Raw genomic sequence first — 16,790 nt, forward strand, 5'->3', positions numbered from 1 at the left:
CGCGACAACCCGCACCCAGGGCTGCCCTAGGACAGGTCGGCGGGCAGGGGCTCCTCCGGCAGCTCATCGAGCCCCTGCAACGCCGTCTGCGCCTCCGGGACGCGCAGCGGCGAGAAGTACGGGTTGATCCGCAACGCCTCCTCGAGATGCCGCCGGGCCGGCCCGTACTGCTCCAGCTCACGCTCGATCATGCCCAGGTGGTACGCGTACAGCGCGCTGCGCACCCCGCCGCCCTTCGTCTTGTCCGTCGCCGTCGTGGCGTAGTCCAGCGCCTCCTCGTCGTCGCCGGCCCGGTGCAGCGCCCAGCCGAGGGCGTCGGCCACCTCGATCCCGGGCTGGCGCTGCCACTCCTTCTCCAACCGCGCCACCGCGTCCTCCGGGTCCCCGTGGTCCGCCTCGAACTGCCCGATCAGCAGCTCCTCGTCGACCCCGCCCGCCGCCGCCTGCCGTACCCGCTCGCGCAGCAGCCCGTACTGCTCCTGGGCCGGTCCGAACTGCCCCAGCGAGTCGTACAACTCGCCGAGTTCCAGCGCCACCTGCGGGTCCGCGCGCTTGGCCAGGGCCGTCCGGTACACGGCGATCGCCTCCTCGGTGCGGCCCAGCGCGGCCAGCGCCCGCCCTTGCCCGGCGAGCGCCGCCCGCTGGTCCGGGTCCAGGCGTACGGCCGCCCGGAAGTGCCGCAGCGCGTCCTCCCGGTCGCCCCGCTCCCAGGCCAGCTGCCCGACCCCGGTCAGATACGCGGCCTGCTCGGCGGGGGTGGGGGCGGCCGACGCCGCGTCCGTCAGCTGGGCCACGGCGTCCTCGCGCCAGCCCCGGTCCCGGTAGACCGCCGAGGCCCGCGCCATCACCGCGGGCCGCTCGGCCGCGCCGGTGCGCAGCCCCATCAGCTTGTCCAGGGCGCCCCGGGCCGCCTTGTAGTCGCCGAGCCCGGTGTAGGCCTCGATCAGCGGCGCGTACGACGTCCACCGCTTCGGCGCCAGCTTCAGCGCCTGCTCGCCGTACCGCTTGGCCGCCGGGAAGTCCCGGCGCGCGTTCGCCAGCGCGGCCAGCCCGCCCAGCGCCTGGGTGTTGCCGGTGCCCCGCACCTCCATCGAGGTCCGCAGTGCCCGCTCGGCCTTCGGATAACTCGCCGCGTCGGCGCTGTGCCGCCCCTGCTCCAGGTACGCGCTCCCCAGCACCGCCCATGCCCGGGCGTCCCGCGGTTGCGCCCGCACCCGGCTCTCCTGCTGCCCGATCAGCGCCGCCAGCTCCGGCAGCGCGGCCGGCATCCCGGAGGTGACCGCGGCCAGCGTCTGCGCCTGCGCCCGCGCCTGGGCCCGCGGACCCGGCGCGGGCGGTGCGGCCCGGCGGTGCGGCTCGGCCGGCATCAGCATCAGGGCCGCGCCCGCCGCGACCCCGCAGACACACGCGGTGACCAGGACCCGCCGCGGCCACCGCCGGGGGCGGCCCGGCGGAGGCGGCCCGGCGACCGGGGACGTACCGGGGACGGAGTGGCCATACTGTCGGATCTCCATGCCGCTCACTGTGCGGCAGTACGACCCGCACGCCCGGGTGGCCCAAGGGCGGCACGGACGGGGTTCACACCGATGGCCCCGGGTGCGACGCTGTGATCATGAGCCGTATCGAAGCGCGTCGCGATGAAGACGCAGCACACACCGGTAACCTCACCGACCGGCTCCTGGCCGGCCTGCCCGCCGAGGCCGTCCTGACCGACCCCGACGTCACCTCCTCCTACGCCAACGACATGGCGAGCTTCTGCCCGGCCGGCGCCCCGGCCGTGGTCGTCCTGCCGCGCACCGTCGAGCAGGTCCAGCACGTCATGCGCACCGCCACCGAACTGCGCGTCCCGGTCGTCCCGCAAGGCGCCCGCTCCGGCCTGTCCGGCGGCGCCAACGCCACCGACGGCTGCATCGTGCTGTCCCTCACCAGGATGGACCGCATCCTGGAGATCAGCCCCGTCGACCGGATCGCGGTCGTCGAACCGGGCGTCATCAACGCCGCCCTCTCCCGCGCCGTCGAGGAACACGGCCTGTACTACCCGCCCGACCCGTCCAGCTGGGAGATGTGCACCATCGGCGGCAACATCGGCACGGGGTCGGGCGGCCTGTGCTGTGTGAAGTACGGCGTGACCGCCGAGTACGTCCTCGGCCTGGAGGTCGTCCTCGCCGACGGCCGCCTGATGTCCACCGGCCGCCGCACCGCGAAGGGCGTGGCGGGCTACGACCTCACCCGGCTCTTCGTCGGCTCCGAGGGCTCGCTCGGCATCGTCGTCCGCGCGGTCCTCGGGCTGCGGCCCAAGCCGCCCCAGCAGCTCGTCCTGGCCGCCGAGTTCGGTTCCGCGGCCGCCGCCTGCGAAGCCGTGTGCCGGATCATGGAGGGCGGGCACGTGCCCTCCCTGCTCGAACTGATGGACCGTACGACCGTCAAGGCCGTCAACGACCTCGCCCACATGGGCCTCCCGGAGACCACCGAGGCGCTGCTGCTGGCCGCCTTCGACACCCCGGACCCCACCGCCGACCTCGCCGCCGTCGGCGCGCTGTGCGAGGCCGCGGGCGCCACCCAGGTCGTCCCGGCCGAGGACGCGGCCGAGTCCGAACTCCTCCTCCAGGCGCGGCGGCTCTCGCTGACCGCGCTGGAGGCGGTGAAGGGCACGACGATGATCGACGACGTGTGCGTGCCCCGCTCGAAGCTCGGCGCGATGCTCGCCGGCGTCGAGCAGATCGCCGCCAAGTACGGGCTCACCATCGGGGTGTGCGCACACGCCGGCGACGGCAACACGCACCCCACCGTCTGCTTCGACGCCCAGGACCCCGACGAGTCCCGGCGGGCCCGCGAGTCCTTCGACGAGATCATGGCCCTCGGCCTGGAACTCGGCGGCACCATCACCGGCGAACACGGGGTGGGTGTCCTGAAGAAGGAGTGGCTGGCGCGGGAGATCGGCCCGGTCGGCGTGGAGATGCAGCGGGCGGTGAAGCAGGCGTTCGACCCGCTCGGCATCCTCAACCCCGGCAAACTGTTCTGACCCTGCCTTCTCGGACCGTGCCCTCACCGGGCCAGCAGTTGCTCGAGCGCGTCGTCGATGCCCAGCTCCCCGCCCTCGGTCCCCGGGGGCACCACGCGCAACGTCCGCTCCAGCCAGGCCGACACCTGGGCGGACGGCGCCTCCAGCAGGGCGTCCCCGTCCGGCGAACTCAGCGCCATCAGCACGACGCTGCGCCCGTCGGCCTTGGTCGGCCACACCCGCACGTCCCCGTGCCCGCACGGCCGGAACACCCCCTCCACCAGGAGCTCCCGGGCGAACGTCCAGTTGACGGGGTGCTCGGAGTTGATGTGGAAGGTGATGTGGATCGCGTAGGGGTCGTCGGAGCGGTAGCTGAGCCGGGCCGGGACCGGGATGCTCCGCTCGGGCGACAGGATGAGCCTCAACTCCAGCTCCCGCTCCACCACGGTGTGATGCATGACCTGCTTCTCCTCTGTGCCGGGGCCCCTCGGACCGGGCCCGTACCAGGGGAGAGGGGGCATGGGCGCGGGCATTACGCGGGTTCGGGAAACTATTTCGGCCCAGGTGTGGGACCCGTGTGCGGCGTTGCCCGGAAAGGGGCGGGTACGGCGGGACTGGCGGTGCGGCGTGCCCCGGTCTGATAGATGTGGGGACCCCAGCCCATCCCCGAGCAGATACGGGACGACGGACATGAGCGCCCCAACCCCGGCCCCCGGTGACGACAGGCCCCGCGAGGGCTACTACCCGGACCCGTCCATCCCCGGCTACGTCCGGTACTGGAACGGCGCCTCCTGGGTGCCGGGCACCAGCCGGCCGGCGCCGAAGGACGGCGAACCGCTCACCCCGCCGCCCGGCGCCCGCCCGGCGGCCCCGTCCGTCGAGGAGACGGGCCCGCACTTCTTCGACGAGGACCCGCAGCCGGAACCCTCCGGGCAGGACCAGCCGTCCGCCTGGGGCACCGACCCCCGCGTCCCCGCCGACAACCCGTCCCAGCCGTCCGGTCACGCCGCCCGCATGGACGGCACGGCGTCGATCCCGCCCGCGGACGACGGCGCTCCCGACCCCGGCGGCACCTTCATCTTCCGCCGCCCGGTCCCGGGCCCCGCGGCGGTCACGGACGACGGCACGATGACGTTCCGGCCGGATCAGGGCCGGCAGCCCGGCGCTGCCGGCTCCTCGGGCCCGGCGGCCCCGGATCCCTCCGGCTCGGCGGCTGCGGGCGGTCCCGGTGCGGGTGCGGGCTTCGGCGTGCCGGCCTCCGGTCCGGTGGCCGCGTCCGGTGGGCCCGGTGCCGCGGGCCCTGGTGCGCAGGCGTCCGGGTCGGCGGCCGCCGGTGGCTTCGGGGCCCAGGGGCCGGTCGGGGCGCCGCACGCGGGGCTGGGTGGCCCAAGCGGTGCCGCCGCGGGCGGACTTGGTGATCCCGGTGCGCAGGGCCCGGTCGGGGCGCCCGGCGCACGGTCCGCGCCGCCGACCGGTCCGGGGTTCGGTGCCGGGAAGGCCGCCGCCGCACGGGCCACGGCCGCACAGCCCCCTCAGGCGCCCCAGGCCTCCGCCGCCGTGGCCCCCTCGGTGCCGCAGCAGGCCGGTGCCGGCACCCCGGTGACCTCGGGGCCGGGTGGTGGGCAGTCCTCCTGGGCCCAGCAGGTGCACCAGCTGGCCGGGGGCGCGGACGAGCAGGTGGCGCCGTGGAAGCCGCCGGTGGAGGACATCTTCCAGGCGGCCGCCCGCCGGCAGGCCGCGGCCCGGCCGGCCGGCCTCGGCAGACGGTTCGCCGCCCGCCTGATCGACAGCCTGGTCATCGGCGCCGTCACCGCCGCCGCGGCGGTCCCGCTCGGCGCACAGGCGGTCGACCACGTCCAGCAGAAGATCGACGAGGCCAAGCTGTCCGGCCGTACCGTCACGGTCTGGCTGCTCGACGGCACCACCGGCACGTCTCTCGGCATCGTCCTCGCCGTCCTCCTCCTCTTCGGCGTCCTGTACGAGGTGCTGCCCACCGCCAAGTGGGGCCGCACCCTCGGCAAGAAGCTGTGCGGCCTGGAGGTCCGGGACATAGAGGCGCACGAGCCCCCGACGTTCGGCGCGGCCCTGCGCCGCTGGCTGGTCTACAGCATCCCGGGGCTGCTCGGCATCGGGATCGTCGGCGTGCTGTGGTGCCTGTTCGACCGGCCCTGGCACCAGTGCTGGCACGACAAGGCGGCCCACACCTTCGTCGCGAGCTGACCCGGCGAGCGGGCCCCGTACCCCGTACGGCCGCCCGCCGGGTGCGAAGCCGGGGCGTTCGCGGTCAACTCGGGCCATGAGCAGCGAACCGCCCCCCGGCTCCGGAGAGCAGCCCCCCGAGGACGACCCGTTCAGGAAGCGGCCCCCCTCGGACCAGGGGTCGGGCTCGCCGTACGACACCCCCTCCGGAGCCGGGCAGCCCCCGCCGCCCGGCGGCCAGCCCCCGCCTCCGGGCGGCGAGCAACCACCGACCGGAGGTCAGCGACCCCCGTCCTGGGGAGGTCAGCAACCTCCGCCCTACGGCGGCCAGCAGCCACCCCCCGGCGGTGGTGGCGGGCCCTACGGTGGCGGCGGCCCGTACGGCGGTCCCGGCGGCCCGGGCTATCCCGCCGACCCGCTCGCCGGTATGCCCCCGCTCGCCGACAGCGTCAAGCGGACCATCGCGCGCATCATCGACATGATCCTCGTGGGCATCGTCGTCTGGCTGGTCACCTGGCCCCTCGGGGTCCACCAGTACTCCATGAACGGTGAGAGGGTCGTGGTCAGCCGGTCCCTGTGGCAGTCCTTGGTCGCCGCCGTCCTCTACGTCGCCTACGACACCGTCATGATCGCCAAGACGGGCCAGACCCTCGGCAAGAAGTGGTTCAAGATGCGGGTGGCCAACCTGGACGACGGCGCCACGCCGTCGATGCAGACCTCGCTGATCCGCGCCCTGGTGCTGTGGCTGCCGTTCGCCTTCTGCTGCGCCTGCGTCTGGACGGTGATCTGCGGTGGCTGGAGCTACTTCGACAAGCCCTACAAGCAGGGCCTGCACGACAAGGCCGCCAAGACCGTGGAGGTCAGCACCGAGTGAGGCCCGCGGTGTGAGAAGTACGGCGCACCGCCCACACTGGAGCGGCGGGTCCGAGGCTCCCACGGACCCGCCGCTCCCGTGTGCGCCGTGCGGGTGCGTCGTTCACAACGCGGTCGGGACCCGCTCGCTCTCGGGCGCGTTCTCGGCCGGCGGCGCGACGGTGCGCGGCCTGGGCAGTGGCACCGTCATCGCGACGAGCAGCCCCAGGGCGAGCGCGGCCAGGGCGATGACGGTGACCCCGAGGCCCGAACTCGTCTGGGACAGCAGCAGCATGGCGAGCGTCGAGAAGATCACGGTGCACGAACCGTAGGCGAGCTGTGCGGCGGTCGGACGAGGCATGGCAATCGTGTCCTCGGAAGAAAGGTGGGGGCGCCATTCGACTCTCATCGCGTGCATGCCCGAGCCGGACGCGTGGTAAGCGTGACCTAACCCACGGTACCGGTGCATGGGGGGCGCACGGAGTCATGGGGTCGGGGAAGTGGAGGGGCGCACGCGCCGGTTGACCGACAGGCAAGCGTGTTCGTAAAGCGAACGTCGGCTCCGCATAGTGCACTTGTCCTGCTCAAGTCAAGGTCTGTCTTTTCTTCTAAACCTCTAGTCAAATGTCGTCACTTGATTACACGCGTTGATCATGCGCGCACGGACCCTTCCCATGACCGAGGACCCCCCTGTCCGTGTGCGCGGCGCGGGGGAGGAACTCAAGTGACCAGCAGACCCTGGACGTTCAGAGCTGCCGCCATCGGCGTGGCGCTCGCCGCGGCCTCCGCCACCTTCGCGACGTTCGCCGTCGCCGAGGCGAGCACCACGGCCGGCCCGGCTGCCGCGAACCGGCACGACCCGGCCCCGGTGAAGCAGCAGAAGCACGATCTCGACGGCCCCATGAGCAAGACGCAGAAGGCCCAGCGTCAGGAGGCCCTGAACCAGCTCATATCGGGCAAGGTCAAGGCCAAGGACCGCAACGGCTCGAAGGTCGTCCAGCTCAAGAGCAAGAAGGGCGACAGCAAGTACGTCGAGCTGAGCCGCGAGAAGACCGACAAGATCTTCACCATCCTGGTGGAGTTCGGGGACCAGACCGACCCCAAGTTCGGCGGCACCCCCGGCCCGCTGCACAACACGATCGCCGCGCCGGACCGCACGAAGGACAACTCGACGGCCTGGCAGAAGGACTACAACCAGAAGCACTACCAGGACCTCTACTTCGGCACCGGCAAGAAGACCGAGTCGCTGAAGAAGTACTACGAGAAGCAGTCCTCGGGCCGCTACTCCGTCAAGGGTGAGGTCTCGGACTGGGTCAAGGTCCCCTACAACGAGGCGCGTTACGGCAACAACGCGTGCGGCCAGACCAACTGCCCGAGCGTGTGGAACGTCGTCAGTGACGGCCTGAACGCCTGGGTCGCCCAGCAGAAGGCGGCCGGCAAGTCCGACGCCGACATCAAGGCGGACCTGGCCAAGTACGACCAGTGGGACCGCTACGACTACGACGGCGACGGCAACTTCAACGAACCCGACGGCTACGTCGACCACTTCCAGATCGTGCACGCCGGCGAGGACGAGTCCGCGGGCGGCGGCGCGCAGGGCAAGGACGCGATCTGGGCCCACCGCTGGTACGCCTTCGGCACCGACGCCGGCGCCACCGGCCCCGACAGCAACAAGCTCGGCGGTGCGCAGGTCGGCAACACCGGCGTCTGGGTCGGCGACTACACCATCCAGCCGGAGAACGGCGGCCTCGGTGTCTTCGCCCACGAGTACGGCCACGACCTCGGCCTGCCGGACGAGTACGACACGAGCGGCGGCGACAACTCCACCGGCTTCTGGACGCTGATGTCCTCCGGCTCCTGGCTGGGCACCGGCAAGGAGTCCATCGGCAACCTGCCCGGCGACATGAACGCCTGGGACAAGCTGCAGCTGGGCTGGCTGAACTACGACAACGCCAAGGCCGGCGTCTCGTCCTGGCACAAGCTGGGCGTCGCCGAGTACAACACCAAGTACCGCCAGGCGCTCGTGGTCTCGCTTCCCGACAAGGCGGTCAAGACCGAGATCGTCACCCCGGCGCAGGGCTCGGCCCAGTGGTGGAGCGGCAGCGGTGACAACCTCAAGAACACGCTGACCCGTTCGGTGGACCTCACCGGTAAGACGTCGGCCGCGCTCACCCTCGACGGCTGGTACGACATCGAGAACGGCTACGACTACCTCTACACCGAGGTGTCGACCGACGGTGGTGCCAACTGGACCGCGCTGGACGGCACGGTGGACGGCCAGGCCGTCCCGCGCGACGCCTCCGGCAAGCCCGCCCTGACCGGCACGGTCGACGGCTACAAGAAGCTGTCGTACTCGCTGGACGCCTACGCGGGCAAGAAGATCGACGTCCGCTTCCGCTACCTGACGGACGGCGGTGTGGCGCAGAAGGGCTTCGCGGCCGACGAGATCACGGTGACCGCGGACGGTACGGCGCTGTTCTCCGACAACGCCGAGACGGCGGACGCCGGTTGGACCGCGGCCGGGTTCTCCCGCATCGGCGCGTCCTTCACCAAGGACTACAAGCAGTACTACCTCGCCGAGAACCGCCAGTACGTGTCGTACGACAAGACCCTGAAGGTCGGCCCGTACAACTTCGGCTTCGCGTCGCGTCCGGACTGGGTGGAGCACTACCCGTACCAGAACGGTCTGTTGATCTGGAAGTGGGACACCTCCCAGGCGGACAACAACACCAACGCGAGCGAGCACCCGGGCACCGGTCTGATCCTGCCGGTGGACGCGCACTGGAAGGCGCTGAAGTACTCCGACGGCTCGCTGCTGCGCAACCGGATCCAGGCCTTCGACTCGCCGTTCAGCCTGGACGCCACGGACGCCTTCACGCTGCACAAGGCGGACAAGGCGACCAAGATCAAGTCGCAGAAGGGGGTGTCGGTCTTCAACGACCACACGAGCGCCTACTACGACAGGTCGAACCCGACCGGCGGCGTCAAGATCACTGACACCAACACCAAGATCAAGATCACAAAGCAGGCCAAGGACGGCTCGACGATCGAGCTGGAAGTCGGTCCCGCGGTGAAGTAGCGGACATTTCCGCAGGTCAGATGCGTATCGGCGGTGACCCCCTGGCGGGTCGCCGCCGATCGTGTTTAGGTGCGTCCTGTGGCTCGCTTATTGACACCGACCGAAACGGGGATGTGACCGCATGGCCGCAGGAGGCTTCTGCAAGCTGCCGAACGGCACGGTGGTGGTGGCACTGAATCTGCCCAGCCCCGGCCCTGCCGGCGGCTCGACCGGGGTACGCGTACTGGTCCACGCCCAGAACCGCGCCCGGGCCCTGACCCGCCTGCGCAACCTGGGTCTGCGCGCCGTGTACCTCCGGGGCAACGCCGCGCCCCCGACCCCGGACGAGATCACCGCGGTCCTGCACCACCCCGACGGCCTGATATGGCGCACCGCACCCGACAACGGTGTCATCGTGACCGAGCTGTGGCATCCCATCCGGGCGCTGCTTCGCAGGTCGGCGGTGGTGCAGCAGGGTTGAGATCAGCCGCTGACGACCGGCTTGCCCGTGAGTTCCACCCCTGCCTCGCGTAGCTCCTCCAGGGCCCGGTCGGTCGTTTCCGGCGACACTCCTGCGGTCAGGTCCAGGAGTACCTGGGTCCGGAAGCCCTCGCGCACCGCGTCCAGGGCCGTGGCGCGTACGCAGTGGTCCGTCGCTATGCCGACCACGTCGACCTCGCTGATGTGGCGGTCCCGGAGCCACTCGGCCAGGCGGACTCCGTTCTCGTCGGCGCCCTCGAAGCCGCTGTAGGCCGCCGAGTACGCGCCCTTGTCGAAGACCGCGTCCACCGCCCCGGAGGCGACCGCCGGGGCGAAGTTCGGGTGGAAGCCCACCCCCTCCGTGCCCGCGACACAGTGCGCGGGCCAGGAGCGGACGAAGTCGGGGTTGTCAGCGAAGTGGCCGCCTGGCGCGATGTGGTGGTCCCGGGTGGCGACCACGTGGCGGTAGCCGGTACCCGCCGCCTGGCCGATCAGCTCGGTGATCGCGGCGGCCACGTCGGCGCCCCCGGAGACCGCGAGGCTGCCCCCTTCGCAGAAGTCGTTCTGCACATCTACGACGATCAACGCGCGACGCATGATGGGTGTCCTTCGACTGAGGGTTAAGTAACTGAGCCTAGAGACTTTGCAGCCCGTTCGGGAGAGGGCGTTGACAGGGGGCGGACGGCGATCGCGCTCTAGCTACCCGAGCGCCCCTGGACATACTCCGTCGGAATGACGGGTTCCCCGCGGGAGAGCTGTGTAGCGGACAGCGGCAGGCCGGCCCGCGCCGCGATGTGCCGCGCGCGGGGCGCGTCGAGCGGCTCGCGGGCGACGACCTCGCCGCCCTTGACCAGCTGCACCAGCAGCTGCCGGTCGGCCAGCTCGGCCGGCACCGGCCCGGTGCCGATCACCTCGGCCTCGGCCACCCCGTCCTCGTCCAGCCGGCGCGCCGCCCACTTGCGTCCGCCGATGGAGGTCTTGCCCCCGCTGGACTTCTTCGCGACCGGCACCAGCGGCGCCGCCGGGTCGGCGGACTCGGCGCGGGCGACCAGCTTGTAGACCATCGAGCAGGTCGGGTGCCCGGAGCCGGTCACCAGCTGGGTGCCGACGCCGTACGCGTCCACGGGCGCCGCGGCCAGCGAGGCGATGGCGTACTCGTCCAGGTCGGAGGTCACGACGATCTTCGTGGCGGTCGCCCCCAGCTCGTCCAGCTGATGCCGCACCCGGTGTGCCACGAGGAGCAGGTCACCGGAGTCGATGCGGACCGCGCCGAGCTCGGGTCCGGCCACCTCCACCGCCGTACGGACCGCCTCGGCGACGTCGTAGGTGTCGACCAGCAGCGTGGTGCCCCGGCCGAGGGTGGCCACCTGGGCCTGGAAGGCGTCCCGCTCGTCGTCGTGCAGCAGGGTGAAGGCGTGCGCGGAGGTGCCGACGGTCGGGATGCCGTACCGGAAGCCGGCCGCGAGGTCGGAGGTGGTGGCGAAGCCGCCGACGTACGCCGCCCGGGCCGCGGCCACCGCCGCCAGCTCGTGGGTGCGGCGGGCGCCCATCTCGATCAGCGGCCGGTCGCCCGCGGCGGAGGCCATCCGGGAGGCAGCTGCCGCGATCGCCGAGTCGTGGTTGAGGATGGAGAGGATCACGGTCTCCAGCAGCACGCACTCGGCGAAGGTGCCCTCCACCCGGATGACCGGCGAGCCCGGAAAGTAGACCTCGCCCTCGGGGTAACCCCAGATGTCACCGCTGAAGCGGTAGTCGGCGAGCCACTTCAGGGTCTCCTCGTCCACGATCTTCCGCTCCCGCAGGAAGCCGAGGACACCCTCGTCGAAGCGGAAGTTCTCGACCGCGTCCAGGACCCGCCCGGTGCCCGCCACCACGCCGTAGCGACGCCCGTCCGGCAGCCGCCGGGTGAAGACCTCGAACACGCTGCGCCGCTCGGCCGTACCGGCCCGCAGCGCGGCCTGCAGCATCGTCAGCTCGTACTGGTCCGTGAAGAGCGCCGTCGAGGGAACGTCCACCGGCAGCCCAAGGTCCGCCACGCTCACCAAAACCTCCGTCAGCTCGTGCGTCGCCGGGTGCCCCGGGCCAGGCCGGGGGTCCGGGGGCTGTCCCCCCGGTGCATGCAGCATGGCAATGGATCGTACCCCCATTTCGTCAGTGTGACGATTTGTAAGGCGCGTGGCAGCATGGGGTGTGTGACGTCACCCGCGCCCGTAGAGATCGAACGCACCGAGTCGGCGGAGGAGGTCTTCGCCGTACCCGAGCCCGACGTCCCCTGGGTCACGATCGTCCACAACGACCCGGTCAACCTCATGAGCTATGTGACGTACGTCTTCCAGGCGTACTTCGGCTATCCCAAGGACAAGGCCACCAAGCTCATGCTCGACGTCCACCACAAGGGCCGGGCGGTCGTCTCCAGCGGCACTCGCGAGGAGATGGAACGCGACGTGCAGGCGATGCACGGCTACGGACTGTGGGCCACCCTCCAGCAGGACCGGAAGTAGCGAATCCTCTTCATGCCCGGACACTTCGAACCGATCCCCGGCGGCGGCGCGGCTGTCGCACTCGACGACGTCGAGATCTCCATCATCCGGTCGCTGGCCGTCCAGCTCCTGGAGCTCATCGGCCCGGGACCCGCCGCGGACGCCCCCGCCGACCCGCTGGCCGAGCTGTTCGCCGAGGGTCCCAGCGAGCCGCCCACCGATCCCGTCCTGCGCAGGCTCTTCCCGGACGCCTACAGCGACCCGGAGCGGGCGCCCGAGTCCCCGGCCGAGGCCGAGGAGTGCCTGGCGCACTCCGCCGAGTTCCGCCGCTACACCGAGAACGACCTCAGGGCCGGCAAGCGGGAGAACGCCCTCGCGGTGATCCGCAGCCTGGACGCGCTGTCCCCGGTGGACGACGGCGGGGCGATCCTCAAGCTGTCCCCGGAGGAGTCGAGGAGCTGGCTCGGTGCCCTCAACGACCTGCGCCTGGCGATCGGCGCCCGGCTGGAGATCACCGACGAGGACGACACCGATCTGCTCTACCGGCTCCCGGACGAGGACCCGCGCAAGCCGATGGTGATGGCGTATCTGTGGCTGGGCGGTCTCCAGGAGACGCTCGTGGCCACCCTTATGCCGTAACTTGCCCCGATTTTGCGTGTCTCTGATGTTCGCTCAGAGGACGCTCAAATCCGGATAACGATCACGTCACCGTTGCGGCCTGTTTTGCCGCTTTAGGGCGTTCTTTGTCCCCTTTTCCCTGTGGGGTGCGCCACATCACGCTTCTGTGATCAATATTGCGGCCGTGATAAATCTTCACGACCGCCCGGCCAACACCACCCATGTTCGGCCGGGTGCGCCACCGAGCCGGCGACCGTCGGCCAGGCACGAGCGGGCTCGCGAAACCCGCTCAGCTCCATCAATCCGGGGGGATCGAAACCCGATCCGAGGCCGACGAAGGGCCTGGGTCGGCATGGAGAAAGGCGCACCACGACATGACCTCTGAGAGGGTCACCGAAGCCCCTGAGGAGGGCTACGAGCGCGGGCTCGGCAGCCGCCAGGTCCAGATGATCGCGATCGGCGGCGCCATCGGCGTCGGTCTGTTCCTCAAGGCCGGGGCCAACATCGAGAAGGCGGGCCCCAGCCTCATCCTGATGTACGCCCTCGCGGGCGTGATCATCTTCTTCATCATGCGAGCCCTGGGCGAGCTCCTGCTCTACCGCCCGGTCTCCGGCTCGTTCGCGGACTACTCCCGCGAGTTCCTCGGTCCGTTCTTCGGCTACTTCACGGCCTGGACGTACTGGCTGATGTGGGTGGTCACCGGCATGGCCGAGCTCACGGCCGCCGCCATCTACATCAACTACTGGTTCCCGTCCATCCCGCAATGGGTGACGGCACTCGTCTTCCTGGTGATCCTCTTCGGGGTGAACCTGATCTCCGTGAAGCTCTTCGGCGAGCTGGAGTTCTGGTTCTCGATGGTCAAGGTCACCGCCCTGATCGGCATGATCGTGATCGGTCTCGGCGTCCTCACCTTCGGCTTCAGCGCCGCCGGTGACACGGCCTCCGTCTCCAACCTGTGGCAGTTCGACGGCTTCTTCCCCAAGGGCATCGGCTCCTCGCTGATGACCCTGCAGGGCGTGATGTTCGCCTACCTCGCCGTCGAGCTGGTCGGCGTCACCGCGGGCGAGTCCGAGAACCCGGAGAAGACCCTCCCGAAGGCCATCAACACGCTGCCCTGGCGCATCGGCCTGTTCTACGTCGGTGCCCTCACGATCATCCTGTGCGTGGTGAAGTGGACCGAGTTCACCGAGGGCGTCAGCCCCTTCGTGAAGGCCTTCGCCATGATCGGCATCCCGGCCGGCGCCGGCATCGTCAACTTCGTGGTGCTCACCGCGGCCCTGTCGTCCTGCAACTCGGGCATGTACTCCACCGGCCGCATGCTGCGCACCCTGGCCGACAACGGCGAGGCCCCGCGGGTCTTCTCGAAGCTGTCCGCGTCCAAGACCCCGGCGCTCGGCATCACCGTCTCGGTGCTGTTCATGGGCATCGGCGTGGTCCTGAACTACGTCGTCCCGGAGAAGGCGTTCGGCTACGTCACCTCCGTCGCCACCGCGGCCGGCATCTGGACCTGGCTGATGATCCTGGTCAGCCACGTCCTGTACCGCCGCGCGGTCGACGCGGGCCGGCTGCCCGCCTCGTCCTTCCCGGCGCCGGGCGGCGCGCTGTGCTCGTACATCGCCATCGCGTTCCTGCTCTTCGTCACCGGCCTGATCGCCTACGACGCCGACTCCCGCATCTGCCTCTACGTGATGGCGGTCTGGGCGGTCGCGCTCGGCATCGGCTGGCTGTTCCTGAAGAACCGCACGCCGGAGGTCGCCGACCGGCGCGAGCCGGCTCTGGAGCAGGTGGGCTGACCACCCGGGAGACCGTCCCAGGACGTCCGGCCGCCGGGAGTACTCGTGGCACCCCCGGAGGCTGCCGCTCAGGACGTCCATCATGCGGGCCGTCCCGTACCACACCTCGGTACGGGACGGCCCCTCTGCTTATCCTGACCCCCATGCTGACCATCACCCAGACCCTGTACGACCAGATCGTCGCCCACGCGCGCGAGGACCACCCCGACGAGGCGTGCGGCGTGGTCGCCGGCCCGGTGGGCGCCGGCCGCCCCGAGCGCTTCATCCCGATGCTGAACGCGGCCCGCTCGCCCACCTTCTACGAGTTCGACTCGCAGGATCTGCTCAAGCTCTACCGCGAGATGGACGACCGCGACGAGGAGCCGGTGATCATCTACCACTCCCACACGGCGACCGAGGCCTACCCCTCCCGGACCGACATCGGCTACGCCAACGAGCCCGGCGCCCACTACGTCCTGGTCTCCACCGCCGACACCGACGGCCTCGGCGAGTTCCAGTTCCGCTCCTTCCGGATCCTCGACGGGGAGATCACGGAGGAAGAGGTGAAGGTCGTAGAGGCGTACTGACCTGCACTGACCACAGTTCGGTCAGAATTCATCCAGCATGCGAGATCACATTCCAGGACCCGGACCGGGAATCGATACGATGAGCCCATGGTTCTGAACGACGTGAGCGAGAAGACGCCGGGCATCCTGCTCGTGGCGCGGCTGCACGTCGACCTGTGCAGGCTGAACAGCGCCATCTGTTGACGTTCCCCGCCGCCGTACGGCCGTGAGCCGCGGTGCGCGTCCCCCCGCGCCCACACCGATTCGACGAACCACCCCTTTCCGACAGGAGCCCGCAACCATGGCCATCGAGGTCCGCATCCCCACCATCCTCCGCCAGTACACCGACGGTCAGAAGGCGGTGGAGGGCAGCGGTGACACCCTCGCCGACCTGTTCGCCGACCTCGAGACCCGGCACGCGGGCATCCACGCCCGCATCGTGGACAACGGCCAGCTGCGCCGCTTCGTCAACGTGTACCTGAACGACGAGGACGTCCGCTTCGTCGACGGCATCGACACCAAGCTGTCCGACGGTGACACCGTGACGATCCTGCCGGCCGTGGCCGGCGGCATGGTCTGATCGGCCGCTGAGCCCCATGCGCTACGACTCCCCGCTGGCCGCGGTGGGCAACACCCCCTTGGTGCGCCTGCCGCGGTTGTCGCCGTCCCCGGACGTCCGCATCTGGGCCAAGCTGGAGGACCGCAACCCGACCGGCTCGGTCAAGGACCGCCCGGCCCTGCACATGATCGAGCAGGCGGAGAAGGACGGCCGGCTCACCCCGGGCTGCACGATCCTGGAGCCGACCTCCGGCAACACGGGCATCTCCCTGGCCATGGCGGCGAAGCTCAAGGGCTACCGCATGGTGTGCGTGATGCCCGAGAACACCTCGCAGGAGCGCCGGGACCTGCTCGGCATGTGGGGCGCGGAGATCGTCTCCTCGCCGGCCGCGGGCGGTTCCAACACCGCCGTGCGCGTGGCCAAGGAGCTGGCCGCCGAGCACCCCGACTGGGTGATGCTCTACCAGTACGGCAACCCGGACAACGCGGGCGCCCACTACGCGACGACCGGTCCGGAGATCCTCGCCGACCTGCCGTCGATCACCCACTTCGTCGCCGGTCTCGGCACCACGGGCACCCTGATGGGCGTCGGCCGCTACCTGCGCGAGCACAAGCCGGACGTGAAGATCGTCGCCGCCGAACCGCGCTACGACGACCTGGTCTACGGGCTGCGCAACCTCGACGAGGGCTTCGTACCGGAGCTGTACGACGCGGCCGTGCTCACCACCCGCTTCTCGGTCGGCTCCGCCGACGCGGTCACCCGCACCCGTGAACTCCTGCAGCAGGAGGGCATCTTCGCGGGCGTCTCCACCGGCGCCGCCCTGCACGCGGCGATCGGCGTCGGCAGGAAGGCGGTGAAGGCCGGCGAGAGCGCCGACATCGTCTTCATCGTGGCCGACGGCGGCTGGAAGTACCTGTCCACCGGCGTCTACACGGCGGCCACCACCGAGGAGGCCATCGAGACGCTCCAGGGACAGCTCTGGGCGTAACCCGCCTCAAGCGCACGCCAGCCCCCTCCTATGAGGGGGCCAATCCCATCCTATGGAGGGGCAAAGAATTCCCTCCGGTACTGCCGGTGAGTCTCGGGCCAGAGCTACGGTCCTCCCGCACCCTGTCATGTCACGCTCATCACGACATGCCGGGCTGAAGTGTCATGCTCATGATTGCGCGGTACTGCCGCCGCTACGCGCGTCACGGGCCTGCCCG

At 70.6% G+C, this 16,790-nt stretch carries 17 protein-coding genes; 12 read left to right on the forward strand and 5 right to left on the reverse strand.

The window, feature by feature from the left end; genetic code table 11:
* Window positions 1–26 precede the first annotated feature (26 nt).
* Window positions 27–1,514 (reverse strand): tetratricopeptide repeat protein, encoded by a 1,488-nt coding sequence (locus ACWC5O_RS06670; RefSeq protein ID WP_450580387.1) that lies wholly within the window; start codon window positions 1,512–1,514, stop codon window positions 27–29.
* Window positions 1,515–1,606: 92 nt separating this feature from the next.
* Here ACWC5O_RS06670 and ACWC5O_RS06675 point away from each other — a divergent pair, with 92 nt between their 5' ends.
* Window positions 1,607–3,022 (forward strand): FAD-binding oxidoreductase, encoded by a 1,416-nt coding sequence (locus tag ACWC5O_RS06675; protein WP_450580388.1) that lies wholly within the window; start codon window positions 1,607–1,609, stop codon window positions 3,020–3,022.
* A gap of 23 nt (window positions 3,023–3,045) precedes the next feature.
* Here ACWC5O_RS06675 and ACWC5O_RS06680 read toward each other — a convergent pair whose 3' ends face one another.
* Entirely contained in the window at window positions 3,046–3,459 is a 414-nt protein-coding gene (locus tag ACWC5O_RS06680) for an SsgA family sporulation/cell division regulator (RefSeq protein WP_450580389.1), read from the reverse strand.
* Window positions 3,460–3,691: 232 nt separating this feature from the next.
* Between ACWC5O_RS06680 and ACWC5O_RS06685 the strand changes: the two genes are divergently transcribed.
* Window positions 3,692–5,221: an RDD family protein gene (locus ACWC5O_RS06685; protein WP_450580390.1), complete on the forward strand. Its 1,530-nt coding sequence runs from the start codon at window positions 3,692–3,694 to the stop codon at window positions 5,219–5,221.
* A gap of 76 nt (window positions 5,222–5,297) precedes the next feature.
* Window positions 5,298–6,074: an RDD family protein gene (locus ACWC5O_RS06690; RefSeq protein ID WP_450580391.1), complete on the forward strand. Its 777-nt coding sequence runs from the start codon at window positions 5,298–5,300 to the stop codon at window positions 6,072–6,074.
* Window positions 6,075–6,176: 102 nt separating this feature from the next.
* On the opposite strand, the gene ACWC5O_RS06695 is transcribed toward ACWC5O_RS06690, so the two are convergent.
* Window positions 6,177–6,413, reverse strand: a complete 237-nt coding sequence (locus tag ACWC5O_RS06695; protein ID WP_450580392.1) for a hypothetical protein — start codon at window positions 6,411–6,413, stop codon at window positions 6,177–6,179.
* Window positions 6,414–6,776: 363 nt separating this feature from the next.
* Here ACWC5O_RS06695 and ACWC5O_RS06700 point away from each other — a divergent pair, with 363 nt between their 5' ends.
* The gene (locus ACWC5O_RS06700; RefSeq protein WP_450580393.1) at window positions 6,777–9,131 is read left to right on the forward strand and encodes an immune inhibitor A domain-containing protein; all 2,355 of its coding nucleotides are present in this window, start codon (window positions 6,777–6,779) and stop codon (window positions 9,129–9,131) included.
* A 121-nt stretch (window positions 9,132–9,252) separates the two neighbouring features.
* Complete coding sequence (locus ACWC5O_RS06705) at window positions 9,253–9,591, forward strand: hypothetical protein (protein WP_145882535.1); 339 nt, start codon at window positions 9,253–9,255, stop codon at window positions 9,589–9,591.
* Between the two features lie 2 nt (window positions 9,592–9,593).
* Here ACWC5O_RS06705 and ACWC5O_RS06710 read toward each other — a convergent pair whose 3' ends face one another.
* Window positions 9,594–10,187 (reverse strand): nicotinamidase, encoded by a 594-nt coding sequence (locus ACWC5O_RS06710; protein WP_450580394.1) that lies wholly within the window; start codon window positions 10,185–10,187, stop codon window positions 9,594–9,596.
* A gap of 98 nt (window positions 10,188–10,285) precedes the next feature.
* Entirely contained in the window at window positions 10,286–11,632 is a 1,347-nt protein-coding gene (locus tag ACWC5O_RS06715; RefSeq protein WP_450580395.1) for a nicotinate phosphoribosyltransferase, read from the reverse strand.
* A 141-nt stretch (window positions 11,633–11,773) separates the two neighbouring features.
* Between ACWC5O_RS06715 and clpS the strand changes: the two genes are divergently transcribed.
* From clpS to ACWC5O_RS06750, 7 genes are all read left to right on the forward strand, one after another.
* Window positions 11,774–12,091, forward strand: coding sequence for an ATP-dependent Clp protease adapter ClpS (gene clpS / locus ACWC5O_RS06720; protein WP_094217794.1), 318 nt, complete (start codon window positions 11,774–11,776; stop codon window positions 12,089–12,091).
* Between the two features lie 12 nt (window positions 12,092–12,103).
* Window positions 12,104–12,709, forward strand: a complete 606-nt coding sequence (locus ACWC5O_RS06725) for a DUF2017 domain-containing protein (RefSeq protein ID WP_450580396.1) — start codon at window positions 12,104–12,106, stop codon at window positions 12,707–12,709.
* A 353-nt stretch (window positions 12,710–13,062) separates the two neighbouring features.
* Window positions 13,063–14,481: an amino acid permease gene (locus ACWC5O_RS06730; RefSeq protein WP_450580397.1), complete on the forward strand. Its 1,419-nt coding sequence runs from the start codon at window positions 13,063–13,065 to the stop codon at window positions 14,479–14,481.
* A 143-nt stretch (window positions 14,482–14,624) separates the two neighbouring features.
* Window positions 14,625–15,047 (forward strand): Mov34/MPN/PAD-1 family protein, encoded by a 423-nt coding sequence (locus tag ACWC5O_RS06735; protein WP_450580398.1) that lies wholly within the window; start codon window positions 14,625–14,627, stop codon window positions 15,045–15,047.
* A gap of 87 nt (window positions 15,048–15,134) precedes the next feature.
* A complete protein-coding gene (locus ACWC5O_RS06740; protein ID WP_020940333.1) occupies window positions 15,135–15,230 on the forward strand; it encodes a putative leader peptide in 96 nt (31 codons plus the stop codon).
* Between the two features lie 97 nt (window positions 15,231–15,327).
* The gene (locus ACWC5O_RS06745; protein ID WP_450580399.1) at window positions 15,328–15,606 is read left to right on the forward strand and encodes a MoaD/ThiS family protein; all 279 of its coding nucleotides are present in this window, start codon (window positions 15,328–15,330) and stop codon (window positions 15,604–15,606) included.
* Between the two features lie 16 nt (window positions 15,607–15,622).
* Entirely contained in the window at window positions 15,623–16,573 is a 951-nt protein-coding gene (locus ACWC5O_RS06750; protein WP_450580400.1) for a PLP-dependent cysteine synthase family protein, read from the forward strand.
* The last annotated feature ends 217 nt before the right edge of the window (window positions 16,574–16,790 follow it).

Source organism: Streptomyces sp. NPDC001450 (assembly GCF_053597295.1).

Bases quoted from the DNA above. Each gene is read 5' to 3' on its own strand.
- ACWC5O_RS06670 (WP_450580387.1), bottom strand. From the start codon at position 1,514: ATGGAGATCCGACAGTATGGCCACTCCGTCCCCGGTACGTCCCCGGTC.
- ACWC5O_RS06680 (WP_450580389.1), bottom strand. From the start codon at position 3,459: ATGCATCACACCGTGGTGGAGCGGGAGCTGGAGTTGAGGCTCATCCTG.
- ACWC5O_RS06685 (WP_450580390.1), top strand. From the start codon at position 3,692: ATGAGCGCCCCAACCCCGGCCCCCGGTGACGACAGGCCCCGCGAGGGC.
- ACWC5O_RS06690 (WP_450580391.1), top strand. From the start codon at position 5,298: ATGAGCAGCGAACCGCCCCCCGGCTCCGGAGAGCAGCCCCCCGAGGAC.
- ACWC5O_RS06695 (WP_450580392.1), bottom strand. From the start codon at position 6,413: ATGCCTCGTCCGACCGCCGCACAGCTCGCCTACGGTTCGTGCACCGTG.
- ACWC5O_RS06705 (WP_145882535.1), top strand. From the start codon at position 9,253: ATGGCCGCAGGAGGCTTCTGCAAGCTGCCGAACGGCACGGTGGTGGTG.
- ACWC5O_RS06710 (WP_450580394.1), bottom strand. From the start codon at position 10,187: ATGCGTCGCGCGTTGATCGTCGTAGATGTGCAGAACGACTTCTGCGAA.
- clpS (WP_094217794.1), top strand. From the start codon at position 11,774: ATGGGGTGTGTGACGTCACCCGCGCCCGTAGAGATCGAACGCACCGAG.
- ACWC5O_RS06725 (WP_450580396.1), top strand. From the start codon at position 12,104: ATGCCCGGACACTTCGAACCGATCCCCGGCGGCGGCGCGGCTGTCGCA.
- ACWC5O_RS06730 (WP_450580397.1), top strand. From the start codon at position 13,063: ATGACCTCTGAGAGGGTCACCGAAGCCCCTGAGGAGGGCTACGAGCGC.
- ACWC5O_RS06735 (WP_450580398.1), top strand. From the start codon at position 14,625: ATGCTGACCATCACCCAGACCCTGTACGACCAGATCGTCGCCCACGCG.
- ACWC5O_RS06740 (WP_020940333.1), top strand. From the start codon at position 15,135: ATGGTTCTGAACGACGTGAGCGAGAAGACGCCGGGCATCCTGCTCGTG.
- ACWC5O_RS06745 (WP_450580399.1), top strand. From the start codon at position 15,328: ATGGCCATCGAGGTCCGCATCCCCACCATCCTCCGCCAGTACACCGAC.
- ACWC5O_RS06750 (WP_450580400.1), top strand. From the start codon at position 15,623: ATGCGCTACGACTCCCCGCTGGCCGCGGTGGGCAACACCCCCTTGGTG.